Genomic DNA, 18,174 nt, shown 5'->3' with positions numbered 1-18,174 from the left:
CGTACCGCGGAACCTCACGGGATCAGTCCGTACGACGGAATCTCGCGGCCAGCTGGTCGGTGAACGCCAGCCCGCCCTCACCGTTGGTCAAGGCAACTACTGCTTCGCCGGCGGCCGGGTCGACGAGCGCCAGATGTTTGTAGCCGGGGTTGTCGCCGTTCTGGTGCAGCACGATCGTGCCGTCCGCTCGGGACCAGCAACCCCACCCGAGCGTCCGGCCACCCTGCGGTACGCCGTACGGGCCGGTCGTCAGCGCGCGGATTCTCCGGGCGGAGACGGAATCCCAGCCCCAGAAGGCGGACTCCAGGAACTTGGCGTAGTCGGGCAGCGTGACGTCGAGTGTGCCGTACGCACCGATCCGTTCCCGCGCCCGCCTCGCCAGCGGCCGGCCGTCCGCGTCGTGAGCTACCGCATACCCAGTGGATCCGCCGTCGGAGCCGGCAGCTCCCGCGGGTGGATCGACGAACGAGCTGCCGGCTCCGGCGGGTGGGTCGACGAACGAGCTGCCGGCTCCGGCGGGTGGGTCGACGAACGAGCTGCCGGTCATTCCGAATCGGTCGAGCAAGTCCTGCAGTTCCGCGGCTACCGTGTCGGCTCCGCGTTCGTTCTGGAGTGTTTTGAGGAGGAGCTGGAAGCCTTCCCCGGAGTACACGACCTGCTCCCCCGGCGTCGCGACCAGTCGGAGTGGTTCGCCGTCGGGGCGCCAGTTCGGCAGGCCGGTCTGGTGGGAGAGCACCATCGCGGGCGTGATCCGGCCGAGCCTGGGATCCTCGGCGGCACCGAGGGTGGCGTAGTCGATAGCGATCGGCGCGTAGAGGTCCAGTTCGCCTGAAGCGGCCAATTCCAGCACGTACCAGGCGAACAGCGGTTTGGTCAGGGAGGCGGAGTCGAAAACGGCTGCTGAAGTCATCGGTCGCCCGGCGACGGCAGCACCGAAGTACAGCTCGGTTCGCAGCGCGCCACCGGTCAGGATCGCCACGGCCGCGCCGGGCGCTCCTGACCGGCGCCAGGACTTCTCGAGCCAGTCGACGTCTATCCGGCGGCCCGCCTCGCCGCGACCTTCTTGGCGGGTGCCTTCTTGGCAGCCGCCTTCCCCGCAGTCGTCTTCCCTGCGGTCGTCTCCCCCGCAGTCGTCTTCGCCGTGGTGGTCTTCTTGGCGGCAGCTTTCTTGACCGAGGCGGACTTCTTCACCGCCGACTTGACCGCTGCGGCGGGCTCCTTGATCGCAGCCGCGGTCGCCTTCTTCGCACTGGGCTTGGCAGCGCGACCGTGCAGGATCTCGGCCAGGAACTGCCCCGTGTACGACGCTGGGTTGGCCGCGACCTCCTCGGGGGTGCCCTCGGCAACCAACGTCCCACCGCGGCGACCGCCGTCGGGGCCGAGGTCGACGATCCAGTCGGCGGTCTTGATCACGTCGAGGTTGTGCTCGATCACCAGCACCGAGTTGCCCTTGTCCACCAGGCTGCCGAGCACGCCCAGCAGCTTGCGGATGTCCTCGAAGTGCAGCCCGGTGGTCGGCTCGTCCAGCACGTACACCGTCCGGCCGGTCGACCGCTTCTGCAGCTCCGACGCCAGCTTGACCCGCTGCGCCTCACCACCCGAGAGCGTCGGCGCCGGCTGACCGAGCCGGACGTAGCCGAGCCCGACCTCGTTCAGCGTGGTCAGGTGCCGGGCGATCGCCGGGATCGCGGCGAAGAAGTCGGCGGCCTCCTCGATCGGCATGTCCAGGATGTCCGCGACCGTCTTGCCCTTGTAGTGGACCTCGAGCGTCTCGCGGTTGTACCGAGCGCCGTGGCAGACCTCGCAGGGCACGTAGACGTCCGGCAGGAAGTTCATCTCGATCTTCAACGTGCCGTCGCCGGAGCAGGCCTCGCAGCGGCCGCCCTTCACGTTGAAGGAGAACCGGCCCTGCTGGTAGCCGCGGACCTTCGCCTCGGGCGTCTCCGCGAACAGCTTGCGGACGTGGTCCCACACCCCGGTGTAGGTCGCGGGGTTGGACCGCGGCGTCCGGCCGATCGGCGACTGGTCGACGTGGATGACCTTGTCGACGTGCTCCATCCCGGAGATCTTCGTGTGCCGGCCCGGGATCGTCCGGGCACCGTAGATCTGGCGCGCCAGCGACGTGTAGAGGATGTCGTTCACCAGCGTCGACTTGCCCGAGCCCGAGACACCGGTGACCGCGACGAAGACGCCGAGCGGGATCGTCACGTCGATGTCCTGCAGGTTGTGCTCGCGGGCGCCGTACACGGTGAGCTCGCGGCCCTCGGTGAGCGGCCGGCGTACGGCCGGGATCGGGATCTCCTTGCGACCCGAGATGTAGGCGCCGGTGATCGAGTCGGGGTGGTTGCGCAGGTCCTCGACCGTGCCGGAGACGACCACCTGACCACCGTGCTCGCCGGCGCCGGGGCCGATGTCGACCACCCAGTCGGCGTGGTCGATGGTGTCCTCGTCGTGCTCGACCACGATCAGTGTGTTGCCGAGGTCCTTCAACCGGACCAGGGTGTCGATCAGCCGCCGGTTGTCGCGCTGGTGCAGACCGATCGACGGCTCGTCCAGCACGTACAGCACGCCGACCAGGCCGGAGCCGATCTGCGTCGCGAGCCGGATCCGCTGTGCCTCGCCGCCGGACAGCGAACCGGCCGGCCGGTTCAGCGCGAGGTAGTCCAGGCCGACGTCGAGCAGGAACTGCAGCCGCTCACCGATCTCCTTGACCACCCGCTCCGCGATCTGCTTCTCGCGCGGCGACAGCTCCATGTCGGCGAGGAACGCGTGCACCTCGTCGATCGACATCGCGCCGATCTCGGCGATGTTCTTGCCGCCCATCGTGACCGCGAGCGAGATCGGCTTCAGCCGGGCGCCGTTGCAGGCCAGGCAGGGCACCTCGCGCATGTAGCCCTCGAAACGGTCCCGGCTGGTGTCGCTGGACGCCTCGGCGTGCCGGCGCTCGACGTACGGGATGACGCCTTCGAAGGTGGTGTAGTACGACCTTTCGCGGCCGTAGCGGTTCTTGTACGACACGTGGACCTGGCGGTCGTGGCCGGTCAGCAGCGACTTCTTCGCCTTCGCGGGCAGCTCGCCGAACGGCGTACTGGTCTTGATCTTGAGGTCCTTGGCCAGCGCGCCGAGCAGGCGTTCGAAGTACTGCGAGACGTTCGCTCCGGCCCAGGGCTGGATCGCGCCCTCGTCGAGCGACTTCGACGGGTCCGGGACGAGCAGCTCCGGGTCGACCTCCATCCGGGTGCCGAGACCCGAGCAGACCGGGCAGGCGCCGTACGGCGAGTTGAACGAGAACGACCGTGGCTCCAGCTCGTCGATGGCGAGCGGGTGATCGTTCGGGCAGGCGAGCTTCTCGGAGAACCGGCGCTCGCGCAGCGGGTCCTTCTCGTCCAGGTCGACGAAGTCGAGCGTGACGATGCCGCCGGACAGGCCGAGCGCGGTCTCGACCGAGTCGGTCAGCCGCTGCTTCGCCGAGCCCTTCACCGCGAGCCGGTCGACCACCACGTCGATGGTGTGCTTCTTCTGCTTGTCCAGCTTCGGCGGCTCGGTCAGCTGGATCGTCTCGCCGTCCACCCGGGCGCGGCTGAAACCCTGGCCGGTCAGCTGCCGGAAGAGGTCGAGATACTCCCCCTTGCGGCCGCGGATCACCGGCGCGAGCACCTGGAACCGGGTGCCCTCGTCCAGGTCGAGCACCCGGTCGACGATCTGCTGCGGGGTCTGCTTGGCGATCGGCTCGCCGCACTCCGGACAGTGCGGCCGGCCCGCGCGGGCGAACAGCAGCCGCAGGTAGTCGTAGACCTCGGTGATCGTGCCGACGGTCGAGCGCGGGTTCTTCGAGGTGGACTTCTGGTCGATCGAGACGGCCGGTGACAGCCCCTCGATGAAGTCGACGTCCGGTTTGTCCATCTGCCCGAGGAACTGCCGCGCATACGCCGAGAGCGACTCGACGTAGCGCCGCTGGCCCTCGGCGAAGATGGTGTCGAAGGCCAGGCTGGACTTGCCGGACCCGGACAGTCCGGTGAAGACGATCATGGCGTCGCGCGGCAGGTCGAGCGAGACGTCCTTCAGGTTGTGCTCACGCGCTCCACGCACGATCAGACGGTCAGACACAAGCTCACTCTCAGCCGTTCTCGAAGGTTTCTGGGGCGGACCGGTGGCCTCGCCGAGGCACCGGTACCCACTCCTGGGACATGCCCGGTCATGCTAACGAGGCCCACCGACAAAAACTTCCATCAGCGATCCGGACCGGATCCACGACCTCTTTCGAAAGCATATTCGATACTCTCGGCCCATGGTCGCATCGGAGCAAACGAGCCGGCTGCTGGCGGAGTTACCGTCCGCCGACCGGCGCCTGCTGGACACCCTCGCCCGGCTGACGGACGCCGATGTCGGCCGCCCGTCCCTGCTGCCCGGCTGGACGATCGGGCACGTGCTGACCCATCTCGCCCGGAACGCCGACGCGCTCGTGAACTTGTGCGACTGGGCGCAAACCGGCGTCCGCAAGCCGATGTACGCGTCGCTGGAGGCCCGCGAGGCCGACATCGCCGAGGGGCAGGCACGGCCGCTGGCCGAACAGGTCGACGATCTGGTGGCGGCGGAGGCGCGACTGTGGGAGCGGTTCGAGGACCTGCCCGAGGTGGCGTGGCTCACACGAGTCTCCTGGCCCAGCGGGGTCGTCCGTACTGCGGACCAGATCGTGGTGGCGCGTCTGAACGAGATCGAGGTTCATCACGTCGACCTAGGAGTCGGGTACACGTTCGACGACGTACCGGCTGAGCTGCGCGAGGCACTGCTCACCTACGTGACGGCGCGCTGGCCGGACGACGTACCGGTCGTGCTGCGGAGCTCCGACAGCGAGTGGTCATCGCCTGCGCGGCCGGCTGGTGCAAGGATCGTCACTGGCGACAGTGCGGCTCTGCTGAGCTGGGTGCTCGGCCGCGACGACGGGAGCACGCTCTCCGCAGACGGTGAGCTTCCCGGCGTACCGGCTTGGGGCTGAGAGGACTGACATGGGAGAACACATGACGGAGTACCACGGCAACGTCCACGTCGGTGGGCCCGTGCAGACGCACGAACTGGCCAAGCTGATGATCACGAAGGTCGCCGTGGGGCCGATGGACAACAACGCGTACCTGCTGCGCTGCCGGCAGACCGACGAGCAGGTGCTGATCGACGCCGCCAACGACGCGGAGACCCTGCTGACGGTGATCGGCTCCGGCGGCATCACCCGGGTGATCACCACCCACCAGCACGGCGATCACTGGCAGGCGCTGGCCGAGGTGGTCGCCAAGACGGGCGCGACCACGGTCGCCGGCCGCGAGGACGCGGAGGGCATCCCGGTGCGGACCGACGAGGCCGTCGGCGACGGCGACGTGATCAAGTTCGGTGAGCTGGGTCTCGAGGTGATCCACCTCGCCGGGCACACGCCGGGCTCGATCGCCCTGCTGTACGACGACCCGACCGGCGCGCCACACCTGTTCACCGGCGACTCGCTCTTCCCCGGCGGCGTCGGCAACACCCGCGGCAACAAGAAGAACTTCGAGTCGCTCCTCCACGACGTCGAGACCAAACTCTTCGACCGGCTCCCCGACGAGACCTGGGTCTACCCCGGCCACGGCGCCGACACCACCCTCGGCACCGAACGCCCCCACCTCCCCGAATGGCACGCCCGCGGCTGGTGACCCACGGCACGCCTGGCGATCTCGTACTACGCGCACTCGGCTGAGGCCGCACCTGGTCTGCAGGGTGCCCGGCGGAGGCAGCACCTTGTACTACGGCGTGCCCGGCTGGGGGCGGCGTCAGAGGTGGCGGCGGGCTTCGGTTAGTTGGGTGAGGATGGTGGTGGCGCCGGCGGATTGGGCCAAGGCGGTGGCTTCGTCGGCCAGGTGGTGGGCGTCGGTGGTGCGGTTCTGGGCGGCTGCCAGGTAGATGAGGCCGACCAGGTTGGCGGCAACGCCGGCGTGGAAGCCCAGGTCGCGGCGGAGCGTGGTGGACTCCTCGAGCAGGGTGCGGGCGGTGTCGAGTTGGCCGGCCTGCTGGGCGGCGATGCCGAGGTGGCGGAGCGCGTAGGACAAGGTCAGCCTGTCCCCCACTTCCCGCGCGAGTTCGGCGGATCGCTCCAGTGCGTCGACAGCGCCGTCGGCGTCCTTCCAGACGACCTGGTAGAAGCAGCCGATCCAGAAGAGGGCCTCGGCCTCGCCTCGGGTGTCGCCGAGTTTGCGGTAGAGCTCGGCCGATCGCTGGAACAACGGGAGCTCGGCCGGATCTTCCTTGTCACAGGCAAGGAACCGGCCGTGCAGCACGCGACCACGGGCGAGGGCCAGATCCGCCTCCACGGCGTCCAGCTCTTCGTCGGCCTGCGCCAGAACTCCTTCCGTTCCGGCGAAAACGGCCTGCTCGTACAGCTCCCGCGCCCGTACGACCCGCTCGTCCACTCTGCCTCCTTCACGAATCGCCCCGTCGCGGCGATCCTAGGTCGGCCTCCGACCACCGGACGGGCAGCAGCGCGATCACCCGATCGAATTGATACGTCCTTTACTTCGAACGCGCGCCGCGTACCCGTTGATCTAGGCTGCCGGTCGTGAAGGGTTTCGCTGAGTACCGGCCGGACGAAGCGCGACGGCCGGCTGACGCGGTGATCTCGGTCCGGGGAGCGCTCTCCGGCGATCTCGAGGCGTGTGCGCGGCTGATCGTCACACGCACCGGCGGCAGCGCTTCTGAGCGCAGAGAGCGCTTGCTGGGTGATCTCGAGAATCCAGATCGGTACGTCGCGGTCGCGTGCGCGGACGAGAAGGTGATCGGGTACGGCGGGGTGATCCGGCACGAGGCGTTGCCAGGGATGCCGGCCGACACCGCGCCGTCGGGGTACTACCTGATCGGGTTGATCGTCGCGCCGGAGTGGCGCCGGCACGGGATCGGCGACCTGCTCACCGCCGATCGTCTGCGCTGGACCGCCGAGCGCGCCGACGAGGTCTACACGTTTGTGAATCTGTCGAACGCGGCGATCCTCGACCTCCACCAGAGGTTCAGGTTCGAGGAGGTCACCCGCACCTTCAGCTTCCCCAACGCTCCTCTCGAAGCCGGCACCTGCGTCCTACTGCGGGCTCCCCTGAACGGCTAGACCGAACCTCAGCGGTCGGTGAGTTCGGCGGGCGCGGCGACTACGTCGACGAGGGCGCCGTTGCGGATCGCGGTGATCTCGGTACGGCGGCCGATCGCGTCGGCGAAGAGTTGGCGTTGCAAGGACTGGGCGTCGCGCAGGGGTGTGCCGTCGACGGCGAGGACCAGGTCGCCCTCGCGCAGACCGGCGGCGGCAGCCGGGCTCCCCGAGATCACCTCGACGACTCGCAAGGCGGTGCGCTGGCCGAAGCGCTCGACCAACTGCGGACGCAGCGGCGCGGGTTTGGTCACCAGTCCCAGGTAGGCGCGGCGGACCCGCCCGTCGTGCAGGAGCGAGTAGATGATCCGGCGGGTGGTCGGGTTCATCGGTACGGCGAGACCGAGCCCGATCCCCGCGACCGCGGTGTTGATGCCGATCACGCGACCGTTGCCATCGGCAAGCGCTCCGCCCGAGTTGCCCGGGTTCAGCGCGGCGTCGGTCTGGATCACGTCCTCGATGATGCGTTGGGCCGACCCGGACCGGACCGGAAGAGATCGTCCGAGAGCGCTCACCACACCGGCCGTCACGCTCCCGGCCAGCCCCAGTGGGTTGCCCACGGCAACTACCAGGTTGCCGACCTTGAGCCCGTCCGCGTCGCCGTACTCCGGCGGGTCGGGGATCTCGCGGTCGGCCCGCAGCACCGCCAGGTCGGACAGCCGGTCCACCCCGATCACGGCCGCCTGCGCCGTCGTACCGTCGGCGAACTCGGCGGTCGCGTTGTCGCCGTCGCCGACCACGTGGGCGTTGGTGAGCAGATGCCCGTCGCCGGTCAGCACGACCGCGGATCCGGACGAGTCACCGCGCCGGCCTTGCACCCGCAGGCTGGCCACCCGCGGGATCAGCTGTTCGGCCACTCCCGAGACCACCCGGGAGTAGGCATCCAGTACGTCGTCTTCCGCCATCTCGCGCCTCCTGATTACATCATTACAGCGCAATCAAGCGGCGACCGATACAGGCCCGGACACAGCAAAGGGGCACCGATCGAAATCGGTGCCCCTGATGTCGGGCTGGCGAGACTTGAACTCGCGATCTCCAGTCCCCCAGACTGGCGCCTTACCAACTAGGCCACAGCCCGAGTGCTCTCTCCCGTAGCAGCGAGCGGGTAAACCTTACCCCATCCGAGGCAGTGGTTCTTACCGGGTTCCGTCGGTGATCGCCAGGCCACGATTGCCAGTCAGTACCACGGGCCGATCGACCGTGGTGGGAGCGCATCCCCGGGTCCGGTCCCCCACCATCGCGACACCGGTAGTGCCCGTGATCGACACGTCACCGGTCACCCGGCTACCGCACACCGACACCGTCCGGGCTGCCGACGAACGTAGTCCGCCACGGAGCGAGGAGTTCCGCACGACCAGTGCGGCATTGTGGCCCACAGCAACAGGTCCGGTGATCGTGGCGTCCTCGACACAGGTCGTGCCGGACAACACCTCGAGCTCCGTACGGGTGCCGGTGACCGTCGTCGTACAGGCTGACGCGATGCCGACCGGCCGGGACCAGACCCGCGCCAGCGGCGACTTGTTGATCGACCAGTCGGCGCCGCGATCGCCGAAGACGAGCAGTTTGTCCACATCGACCGGTACGGCGCTGCCGTTCGCCGAGTTGCGGTAGTCCACCGGCACCGGCGTACTCCACGAGGCGCCGCTGCCGTCCTCGGAGACCATCACGGACTGGCCCGGCCGGCCGAAGTACAGGACGAGCTTGCCGTTCGGCATTGTCACCAGGCTCGGGTACACGCCGATCACCGGGAGAGCGTGCGGCCCGGCGCGCAGCGGCACCGGCGTGGTCCAGGTGGCGCCGTTGTCGGTCGAGCGCGCGGCGTACATCGTCAGGTACCAACCGGTCCGCATCACCGCCAGCAGCGACCCGTCGGCCACCCGCTCGATCGCGGCTTCGCAGAACCCTTCGCCAAGGATCGATGCGCTGTACGCCACGGTCCCGCGCGTCGTCCAGGTGAGACCACCGTCCGTGGACCGCAGGATCAACTGCCGGTACTTCGAATCGCCCTCGTAGTACCCGTACGCGGATTGGTACAGCGTCCCGTCGGCCTCCTCGACCACGTTGTGCACGAGCACGAAGCCACCGAGGGTCCGGCCGGGCCGGCTGCTGTTGGGGCTGATCGGCCGCATCGCCTGCGGCGTGGTCATCGAGCCGACCCGCTGGGTCCAGGTCCGGCCGTTGTCGGTCGAGACCGAGGACTCGACGTCGGCTCGTTTGTTCGCCGATCCGTCCACCATGTAGGCGTGGTAGGAGACCGCGAGCAGATTGCCGTTCCGCAGCTTCGAGAGGTTGTACGACTGGGCTGCGGGCAACGGATTGCGAGAAGGATCCGGTGTCCAGGTCGTCCCGACGTCGGGTGATGAGGCAAAGCGCGTACCGGTGCCGGTGCTGGAGTCGTTGTGCGCCGCGTAGGTGATCAGCGTCTCCGATCCGGCGATGACCGACGAGTGCGGCATCTGCAGCAGGTTGCTCGTCGACTGCTCGATCGTCGTGTCCGGGCCGACCTCGACGCCACCGACCTGCGGCAGTACGGCGTCTGCCGCCCCCACCGCCACGTCGTCCACGAACACCTCGTCCCCCGCGGTCGCGGTCCCGTTGCTGGACAGATCGAACCCGATGATGTCGACGACCCGGCGTACGCCCCACGGACCGGCCGCGGCGGCAAGGGCGCCGTTCACCAGGATCTGGGCCGACTCCTCGTCGGCGGCCACCTTCAGGCGAATCGTGCTCCACTTGCCGACCGGCACGACGCCGGGCCGGGTGAGCGTGGTCCACGCGGCGCCGTCGTACCAGCGGAGGCTGCCGTCGGCGGTGATCGCGAGGTGGAAGACGACCGTGGGATCGACCATGCCCTCCAAGTGTCCGCGCAGAGAGAGCAGGAAGCCGTTCTGCAGCGCGGCCGGGTAGACCGCCAGTGAGAGATCGATCCCTTGCTGGGGAACGGCTGGGCAGGCGGCGACGGTCTGGGCGTCGGTCGCCCGGTCGTTGAACCGGAGAGAGCGCGATCCCGTGGAGCCGCGCAGGTCGCTGACGATCGCGGCCGCCTTGCCGGCCGGCGTACCGCAGGGGACGGAACCGACCGGCTCCGACTCGTAGCCACGGCCGGTCGAGGCGGAGAGGTCGTCGAAGAAGACCTTGTCGCCCTGCGGGACCGTGCCGTTGCTGCCGAGTTGATAGGCGCTGACGTCGAGTACGGCCTGGCTGCCGGCCGGCTGGACTGTGCCGACCGAGGTGCCGCCGACGAAGAGTTCCGCGGATCGGGAAGCGCTCTCTAGGCGCAGCGAGTTCCAGGCGTTGAGCTTGACCGTGCCGGGGCCGGCGAACTGGATCCAGTTGCTGCCGTTGTACCAGTGGACTGCGCCGTCGGCGGTGACATTCAGGTGAAACACCGGTACCGCGGCGCCCGCAGTACCTTGCCAGTGTCCGAGCAGAGTGACCAGGAAGCCGTTCGGCAGGGCCGCAGGGAAGGCCGAGAAACTGAAGGAGGTCGCCGACCGCGGATCGAGGGGGCAGACGGTCAAGGCCTGCGAGCCGTTCGACTGGTCGTTCACCAGCAAGGACCGCGTGCCGGTCTGAGCTCGCTCACCGCTGACCACCGCGGCCGCCTTGCCGCTCGGCGTCGAGCACCCGGCCGGGACCGCACCAACACCCTCGACCTCGTAGCCGCGCACTGGCGCCGTCTCCCCGGCCACCACCCCGCCCGCCGCCGCGAGTTGACCAGCCCCCAACACGGCTGCGAGCAGTACGCCGGCCAGCAACGACCTCGTCACCAGGATCGCCTTCATGACAGGCGATCCTGGTCCAGCTCCGGTCCCGGAGCTACCTATTCGAGGTCGGCCGAATCAGTTCTTCGGCTTCTTCACGCGGGGCCGGATCTGGACGTGGACGGGGCTGCCGACGAAGCCGAAGTCCTCGCGGAGGCGGCGTTCGATGAAGCGCTGGTACGACGGCTCGAAGGCGCCCGAGGTGAAGATCGCGAAGGTCGGCGGCATCGTGGTGGCCTGGGTACCGAACAGGATCTTCGGCTGCTTGCCGGAGCGCACCGGGTGCGGGTGCGCCGCCACCAGCCGGCCGAGGAACGCGTTCAGCTGGCCGGTCGGGACGCGGGTCTGCCAGCCGTCCAGCGCGGCCTCGATGGCCGGCACCAGTTTCTCCATGTGCCGGCCGGTCATCGCGGAGATGTTGACCCGGGGCGCCCAGCGGAACTGGACCAGATCCCGGTCGATCTCCTTCTCCAGGTAGTACCGGCGGTCCTCGTCGACCAGGTCCCACTTGTTGTAGGCGATGACGAGCGCCTTGCCCATCTCCTCGACCGTGTTCATGATCCGCAGGTCCTGCTCGGTCATCGGCTCGGACGCGTCGATCACGACCACGACGACCTCGGCCCGCTCGATCGCGCTGTTGGTGCGCAGGCTGGCGTAGTACTCGTGGCCCTGGACGTTCTTCACCTTGCGCCGGATGCCGGCGGTGTCGATGAAGCGCCAGTGCTTGTTGCCGAGGACAATCAATTCGTCGACCGGGTCGACCGTCGTCCCGGAAACGTCGCTGACGACGACCCGGTCCTCCTTGGCGACCTTGTTCAGCAGCGAGGACTTGCCCACGTTGGGCTTGCCGACGATCGCCACCCGGCGCGGTCCGCCGACCTCGGCGTCACGCTCGGCCGGTGCGTCCGGCAACGCGGCCAGCACGGCGTCGAGCATGTCTCCGGTACCCCGGCCGTGCATCGCCGAGATCGGGAACGGCTCCCCGATGCCGAGGCTCCACAGGTTCATCGCCTCGGCCTCGACGCGCTGGTCGTCGACCTTGTTCGCCGCGAGCACGACCGGCTTGCCGGACTTGCGCAGCACCCGGACGACGGCTTCGTCGGAGTCGGTGATGCCGACGGTCGCGTCCACCACGAACAGCACGGCGTCCGCGAGGCTGATCGCGATCTCGGCCTGCGCGGCGACCAGCGCCGCGAAACCGACCGCGTCCGGGTCCCAGCCGCCGGTGTCGACGAGCGTGAAGCCGCGGCCGGCCCAGTTGGCGTCGTACGAGACGCGGTCGCGGGTGACGCCCGGAGTGTCCTCGACCACGGCCTCGCGGCGGCCGATGATCCGGTTCACCAGCGTCGACTTGCCGACGTTCGGCCGGCCGACGATCGCCACGACCGGCAGCGGGCCGGTGTCGTCGCGGTCGTGGCTCGGCTCCGCGTCGAACTCGTAGCCGGTGGGCAGGTCACTCATCAGGATCCTTCTGGTCTGGCACACCCGGAAGCGGGTTGCCGGTGGCTGCGACGGCCGCCTGCACATGGGCCCGCAGCACGTCGCCGATCTGGTCGGCAATCACGCGTACGTCCGAGTGCCTCCTGGGAAATGGTACGCGCTCGACGGTGAAAGGTTCGCCATACACCACATCCAGCTTCGTCCCGCGGGGCGGAAAGCGCTCCACGTCACCGCCCGGCTGCCTGGTCCCGAGCAGGGCGACCGGCAGGATCGGCGTACCGGTGACGGCGGCCAGATAGGCCACCCCGGTCCGGATCCGGCGGAAGTCCCCCGGTCCGCGCCTGCCCTCCGGATAGATGGTCAGCACCCGGCCCGCACGCAGCACCTGGATCGCCCGGCGGACGGCCAGTACGTCGTACGCCGACCGGTCGATCGGGATCTGGCCGACCCGGACCAGCATCCTGCCCTGCAGCCCGGTGAAGGCCTCGATCTTGCCGAGTTGGTGCACCATCCGGGGTGCGATCGCACCCAGCAGCGGGCCGTCGAGGAGACCGAGGTGGTTCGGGGCCATCAGGACCGGGCCCGTGCGCGGGAACAGGTCCTCGCGGTGCACGGTCAGATCGTAGCGCCGGCGGAAGTACTGGCGGACCACCCAGCGCATCGGCAGGCCGAGCCGGTACGGCAGCGGGGCCAGGTCGTCGGTCCTCGGCAGTTCCCGGTGCCCGGTGAGTTCGGCGGTCATGACTCCCGGTCGCGAGGGGCGGCCTCGGCCTCCTTCGCCAGGCGGCAGATCACGTCGATGACCTCCTCCAGTGACAAGTGAGTGGAATCCACGGTGACGGCCCCGTCGGAGGCCACCAGGAACTGCGCGACGGTCGAGTCGTCGGCGTCGCGGCGGACGATCTGGTCGCGAAGCTGCTCGGCCGAGACCGCTCCCTCGGCGAGTTCGGCCTTGCGGCGGGCCATCCGGGCTTCCTGGTCGGCGGTGAGCACGACCTTCAGCTCGGCCTCCGGCGCGACGACGGTGGCGATGTCCCGGCCCTCGACCACGATCCCGCCGGTCTGCTGGGCAGCGGCGATGATCGCCTGCTGACGGCGGATCAGCTCGGCCCGGACCGCCAGGTTGGTGGCGGCGACCTTGCTCACGCTCTCGCTGATCCGCGGGTCCCGGATGGCCTCGGTGATGTCGGTCCCGTCGGCTCCGACGGTCTGGTGCTGTGGGTCCGTCGAAATCGCGAGCTGGAGGTCGCGCGCCCGCGCGGCAGCCGTCTCGGTGTCGGCCGGGTCGATCCCGTGCTCCAGCACGGACCAGGTGACGGCGCGGTACATCGCACCGGTGTCGAGGTATTGCAGGCCCAGCCTGGTGGCAACCCCACGGGCCGTACTCGATTTACCGGAACCGCTCGGGCCGTCGACAGCGATGATCATGGCCCAGAGGTTACCGGTGCACGGCCCAGCCACGCTCGGTCAGTACCCGGACCAGCTGGTCGACCGAGTCCGGCTTGACGTCCAGCTCGACCTCACCGACCGGGCGGCCGGGGCTGTGGTCGATCCGCAGGTCCTCGACGTTCGCGCCCGAAGCGGCCGCGTCGTTGAACAACCGGGCCAGCTGCCCTGGCCGGTCGGGGATCGTGACGAGCACCGCTACGAGCTCGATGTGCGGGGCACCGTGCTTGCCCGGCACCCGGACCGCGCCGGACACACCACGGTTCAGTACGGCAGTGACCTCGTCGGCCGCCTCTTCCTTGCCCAAGGCAATGAGCAGCCGGTCCAGCTCGTCCCGGATGCCTTCCAGCAGGCCGCTCAGCGCCGGCGAGTTGGCCGAGACGATCTGTGTCCACAGACCCGGATCACTCGCCGCGATCCGGGTGACGTCGCGAACGCCCTGGCCGGACAGTTCCAGATGTGCCGCCGGGGCGTCGACCAGGGTGCCCGCGGCCAGCGACGACATCAGCTGCGGCAGGTGGGAGACCCGGGCCACCGCGAGATCATGGTCCTCGACGGACAGCTCGACCGTGCGCGCACCGGCTGCCTCGGCGAGCCGCCGTACGAGCTCTACGGCGTCCGGATCGCTGGTCTCGTGCGGGGTGACTGCCCAGGTCGCGCCGTCGAAAAGGTCGGCCCGGCCGGCGAGCGGGCCGTTGCGCTCGGACCCTGCCATCGGGTGGCTGCCGACGTACCGGGTGAGATCCTCGGCCGAGCTGAGCGTGCGAGCCTCGGCCAGCGGCTTCGACTTCACGCTGGCCGCGTCGGTGACGATCGCGTCGGTCTGCTTGAGCTGCTCGGCGACCACCGCGCCCACGTGGTCCGGCGGTACGGCGACGACCACGAGCTGCGGCTCGAGCTGGACCAGCCGCGAACCGGCACCGATCCGCTCGGCCATCAGCGCGTTGTCGGGATCGGCGTCGACCAGCTCCACGACGACGCCGAGCCGCGCGAGTGCGAGGCCGATCGACGTACCGATCAGTCCGGTGCCGACGATCCGGACCGGTCCGCGCAGCTCGGTCACTGCGCACCCGTGAGGTCGGGACGGAGGCTGGTGGCGCCGTGCAGGTAGACGTGCTGGATCTTCTCCCGCGACCGCGGCGACTCGGCGTGCACCATCATCCGGACCACCCGCGGCAGCGCGTGCGGCACGTCGATCTCCTGCATGCACATCAGCGGTACGTCGGTCAGCCCGATCTGCCGGCCGGCCACCGCGGGGAACTCCGAGTGCAGGTCCGGCGTGACCGTGAAGAGGATGCTGATCAGGTCCTCGGACTCCAGATCGTTGGCTTCCAGCACTGCCCGGACCAGCTCGGCGGACCGCTCGAGCAAGTGCTCGCGCTCGTCCTTCTCGAGCTGGGTGGCTCCCCGGATCGCCCGTACCGCCACAGTGCCTGCCTCCTCGTTCGCGGCCATTTGCCGACAACAACCCTAGCCAGTTCCCCGCCCGGGTGCCCGGTCGTCTCGCATTCTGCCCCTACCGCAGCCGTTCGGCGGCGTCGACAGTCTGCTCGAGCAGCAGTGAGATCGTCATCGGGCCGACGCCGCCCGGTACCGGGGTGATCAGGCTCGCCACCTGAGCGGCCTCCTCGAAGTGCACGTCGCCGACGTTGCCTTCGTTGTATCCGGCATCGATCACGACCGCGCCCGGCTTCAGCCAGTCGCCCCGGACGAAGTTCGCCTTGCCGACGGCGGCCACGACGATGTCGGCGGTGCGCACGATGTCCGCCAGATCACGGGTCCTGGAGTGCGTGTAGGTGACGGTCGCGTTCGATGCCAGCAGCAACATTCCGACCGGCTTGCCGAGGATCGGGCTGCGGCCGATGACGACGGCGTGCGCGCCTTCCAGCGGTACGTCGTACGCCTCGAGCAGGCGCAGGATGCCGCCCGGCGTACAGGACCGGAAGCCCGGTTCGCCGAACGCCATCGCCGCGAACGCGTGCATGGTGACGCCGTCGACGTCCTTGGCCGGGTCGATCGCCTCGAACGCGGCCCGCTCGTCGATCTGCGCCGGCACCGGGTGCTGCAGCAGGATCCCGTGCACCTCGGGGTCTTCGGACAACTTGGTCAGCTCGGCGACGAGTTCCTCGGTGGTGGTCTCGGCGGGCAGGACGACGCTGCGCGAGCCGATGCCGGCCTTCTTGCTGCGGTTCTGCTTCATCCGGACGTAGGTGGCCGAGGCCAGGTCGTCGCCGACCAGAACGGTCGCGAGGCAAGGCTGTACGCCGGTCTCGTCCTGCAGCTTCTTGGCCCGCTCGGCCGCCTTGGCCACCATCTCGGCGGCGAGGTCGGTGCCGATCATCAGCTGGGCAGTGGTTCCGGTCGAGGTCATGCGCGCTCCTTCGGGCGTCGACGAACAGGTCGGGTGCCCAGGCGCGCGGCTTCAGGTCGGCGAGGCCGACGGACCGTTCCCCGGTGGTCTTCCACCTCAACGCCAGTAGCGGTCCGGCACCGAGTTTAGCGGTCCTCCCCCGGCGGCGCTGCCGGTGTCAGCTCCCGGCAGCCCGGAACACGAGCAAGCGAGACGCGTCCGTCACTGCCTCACCACGCCAGCCTCCGCGTACCTCGATCCCGCCGAAGCCCGCTTCTTCGAGGGCGGTGGTGAGCTCTTCGACCGTCCGGAAATACAGCACGTTCCTGAACACGGCGTCGCGGCCGTCGTCGAAGACGTTGTGCGCGTCGAATACCACCCGGCCCTGGTCGACGTCGATGACCTCGATCCACTCGCGAAGACGACCGGCCGACGTGTCACGTTCGCCGTACGTCGCTTCGCGGGTCCACTGCTCCCAGGCGCGCGTGGTGGGGTTGCGACTCTCGAAGCTGATGACGCCACCTGGTTTGAGGGCTCCACGGAGGGCGCTCAGGGCGGCGGGGAGGCCGCTCACGTACATCATCGTGTTGCCGCTGCTCAGCACCAGATCGGCGTCGCCGGACTGCTCGACCGCGGTCAGGTCACCGTCGATCCAGGTGACGGTGTCGGCGCCGGGTTGTCTGCGGGCGTAGTCGAGCATGGTCTTGCTCGGGTCGATGCCGATGACTTTGCGACCTGGCTTTGCAAGCGTGCGGGTCAGCAGGCCGGTGCCGCAGCCGAAGTCGATGATCTTCGTCGCTTCGAGTTCGTCGGCGAGGGCGCGGAAGAAGTCGTGGTCGATGCCGGACGGGTTGTCGAGGTCGTACAACTCGACCAGTTGCTCGTCGCCGAACGGGTCATCAGTCATCCGCGCACGCTAGAGCGCGATCAGACGATCACACAACGCAATAACGCTGGCATGGCTCGGACGGGCGAGGTATTACGCCGGACGGCTCAGAGCAGGCCGGCGTGGTCCAGAGCGAGGTATTACGCCGGACCGCTCAGAGCAGGCCGGCGTGGTCCAGAGCGACATAGGCGGCATCCGTGCCGGTCATCTGGCCGGGGGTGCGGAGTTCGGCGCGGAACTCTTCGACGGTGAGCTCGACGGGGACGCAATCCTCGGTCTCGTCCAGGTGTTGTTGGCCGTCCGGACGGCAGCCGCGGGCGATCGCGACGTACTTGCGGAAGACCGATGAGGAGGCTGCCCAGATCCAGCCGACCACCTCGATGGACTCGCAGGTGTAGCCGGTCTCCTCTTCCAGCTCGCGGCGACCGCCGTCCGCCGGCTCCTCGCCCGGATCCACCAGACCACCGGGCAGGTTGGTGACGACCTGATCCGGGCCGGCGCGGAACATCCGGATCGTGACGATCCGGCCCTCCGGCGTCAGCGGCAGCACGGTCACACCCGAACTGAACCCGGAATCGAGCTCCGGACCGAACACGTCCCAGTCCACTTCCCGGCCGTCCGGCAGGCGATAACGCCGGCGCTTGACGGTGAGGAACCCGTCGTACCCCGGCTTCTCCTCCAGCAACACCCACGGCTCGGGATCGGCAGCACGCGGAACCGGCGAAGCAGCTCCCCCGGCGAGATCAGCAGCACTCGCCGCCGTGGCAGGTCCGAGCTCAGGGGCGGCCGCCTGCGCCGCGGGAGAAGATCCCGGCTCGGGGCCGGCAGCTGGCTCCGACGGCGAAGTTTGTCCGCCGGCTGGACCGGCGGCACCCGCCGGAGAGGCTGATGCCGCGGGATGAGCAGCACCCGCCGGAGAGGCTGATGCCGCGGGATGAGCAGCACCCGCCGGAGAGGCTGATGCCCCGGGGTGAGCAGGGCCCGCCGGGGAGGCTGATGCCCCGGGATGAGCAGCACCCGCCGGGGAGGCTGATGCGCCGGGATGAGCAGCACCCGCCGGGGAGGCTGATGCGCCGGGATGAGCAGCACCCGCCGGGGAGGCTGATGCGCCGGGATGAGCAGGGCCCGCCGGGGA

The 18,174-nt window shown here is 69.2% G+C and carries 16 protein-coding genes, 1 tRNA gene and 1 riboswitch; of the genes, 3 read left to right on the top strand and 14 right to left on the bottom strand.

The features are described from left to right. Window positions 1-22: 22 nt before the first annotated feature. Window positions 23-1,036, bottom strand: coding sequence for a serine hydrolase domain-containing protein (locus tag EV138_RS32360; protein WP_133983662.1), 1,014 nt, complete (start codon window positions 1,034-1,036; stop codon window positions 23-25). Further along, entirely contained in the window at window positions 1,033-4,107 is a 3,075-nt protein-coding gene (gene uvrA / locus EV138_RS32355; protein WP_133983661.1) for an excinuclease ABC subunit UvrA, read from the bottom strand. The genes EV138_RS32360 and uvrA overlap by 4 nt, the downstream gene beginning before the upstream one ends. 181 nt (window positions 4,108-4,288) lie before the next feature. Between uvrA and EV138_RS32350 the strand changes: the two genes are divergently transcribed. Together EV138_RS32350 and EV138_RS32345 are read left to right on the top strand one after the other, a co-directional pair. Next, complete coding sequence (locus EV138_RS32350) at window positions 4,289-4,996, top strand: maleylpyruvate isomerase family mycothiol-dependent enzyme (protein WP_133983660.1); 708 nt, start codon at window positions 4,289-4,291, stop codon at window positions 4,994-4,996. 22 nt (window positions 4,997-5,018) lie between these two features. Next, complete coding sequence (locus tag EV138_RS32345) at window positions 5,019-5,678, top strand: MBL fold metallo-hydrolase (protein ID WP_133983659.1); 660 nt, start codon at window positions 5,019-5,021, stop codon at window positions 5,676-5,678. Between the two features lie 117 nt (window positions 5,679-5,795). Here EV138_RS32345 and EV138_RS32340 read toward each other — a convergent pair whose 3' ends face one another. Next, entirely contained in the window at window positions 5,796-6,431 is a 636-nt protein-coding gene (locus EV138_RS32340) for a tetratricopeptide repeat protein (protein WP_133983658.1), read from the bottom strand. A gap of 146 nt (window positions 6,432-6,577) precedes the next feature. Here EV138_RS32340 and EV138_RS32335 point away from each other — a divergent pair, with 146 nt between their 5' ends. Beyond that, complete coding sequence (locus tag EV138_RS32335) at window positions 6,578-7,117, top strand: GNAT family N-acetyltransferase (protein ID WP_166678835.1); 540 nt, start codon at window positions 6,578-6,580, stop codon at window positions 7,115-7,117. Window positions 7,118-7,125: 8 nt separating this feature from the next. Here the strand turns inward: EV138_RS32335 and EV138_RS32330 are convergent, their stop codons facing one another. The 11 genes from EV138_RS32330 to EV138_RS37510 form a co-directional block, all read right to left on the bottom strand. Then, window positions 7,126-8,058: a S1C family serine protease gene (locus EV138_RS32330; RefSeq protein WP_133983656.1), complete on the bottom strand. Its 933-nt coding sequence runs from the start codon at window positions 8,056-8,058 to the stop codon at window positions 7,126-7,128. Between the two features lie 100 nt (window positions 8,059-8,158). Continuing rightward, window positions 8,159-8,231 (bottom strand) — tRNA-Pro (locus tag EV138_RS32325). A gap of 58 nt (window positions 8,232-8,289) precedes the next feature. Further along, window positions 8,290-10,938: a sialidase family protein gene (locus EV138_RS32320; protein ID WP_133983655.1), complete on the bottom strand. Its 2,649-nt coding sequence runs from the start codon at window positions 10,936-10,938 to the stop codon at window positions 8,290-8,292. 57 nt (window positions 10,939-10,995) lie between these two features. After that, on the bottom strand, window positions 10,996-12,378 hold the full coding sequence (der, locus tag EV138_RS32315; RefSeq protein ID WP_133983654.1) for a ribosome biogenesis GTPase Der: 1,383 nt from the start codon (window positions 12,376-12,378) through the stop codon (window positions 10,996-10,998). Beyond that, window positions 12,371-13,099 (bottom strand): lysophospholipid acyltransferase family protein, encoded by a 729-nt coding sequence (locus tag EV138_RS32310; RefSeq protein ID WP_133983653.1) that lies wholly within the window; start codon window positions 13,097-13,099, stop codon window positions 12,371-12,373. Before EV138_RS32310 ends, der begins: the two co-directional genes overlap by 8 nt. Continuing rightward, window positions 13,096-13,785, bottom strand: coding sequence for a (d)CMP kinase (gene cmk / locus EV138_RS32305; protein WP_112238952.1), 690 nt, complete (start codon window positions 13,783-13,785; stop codon window positions 13,096-13,098). Before cmk ends, EV138_RS32310 begins: the two co-directional genes overlap by 4 nt. A gap of 10 nt (window positions 13,786-13,795) precedes the next feature. Beyond that, window positions 13,796-14,866: a prephenate dehydrogenase gene (locus EV138_RS32300; RefSeq protein WP_133983652.1), complete on the bottom strand. Its 1,071-nt coding sequence runs from the start codon at window positions 14,864-14,866 to the stop codon at window positions 13,796-13,798. After that, on the bottom strand, window positions 14,863-15,258 hold the full coding sequence (gene aroH, locus EV138_RS32295) for a chorismate mutase (protein WP_232828179.1): 396 nt from the start codon (window positions 15,256-15,258) through the stop codon (window positions 14,863-14,865). Before aroH ends, EV138_RS32300 begins: the two co-directional genes overlap by 4 nt. Window positions 15,259-15,319: 61 nt before the next feature. Further along, window positions 15,320-16,174 (bottom strand): bifunctional 5,10-methylenetetrahydrofolate dehydrogenase/5,10-methenyltetrahydrofolate cyclohydrolase, encoded by an 855-nt coding sequence (locus tag EV138_RS32290; RefSeq protein WP_133983651.1) that lies wholly within the window; start codon window positions 16,172-16,174, stop codon window positions 15,320-15,322. Window positions 16,175-16,202: 28 nt separating this feature from the next. Next, window positions 16,203-16,294: riboswitch (ZMP/ZTP riboswitch) on the bottom strand. A gap of 37 nt (window positions 16,295-16,331) precedes the next feature. Continuing rightward, complete coding sequence (locus EV138_RS32285) at window positions 16,332-17,060, bottom strand: class I SAM-dependent methyltransferase (protein WP_133983650.1); 729 nt, start codon at window positions 17,058-17,060, stop codon at window positions 16,332-16,334. A gap of 133 nt (window positions 17,061-17,193) precedes the next feature. Beyond that, complete coding sequence (locus EV138_RS37510; RefSeq protein ID WP_166678834.1) at window positions 17,194-17,727, bottom strand: NUDIX hydrolase; 534 nt, start codon at window positions 17,725-17,727, stop codon at window positions 17,194-17,196. Window positions 17,728-18,174 lie beyond the last annotated feature (447 nt).

Origin of the sequence: Kribbella voronezhensis (assembly GCF_004365175.1) — a bacterium.
In the GTDB taxonomy this organism is placed as follows: domain Bacteria; phylum Actinomycetota; class Actinomycetes; order Propionibacteriales; family Kribbellaceae; genus Kribbella; species Kribbella voronezhensis.
The sequence above is the reverse complement of the archived record's forward strand: the minus strand, read 5'-3'. Positions and strand labels throughout refer to the sequence as shown.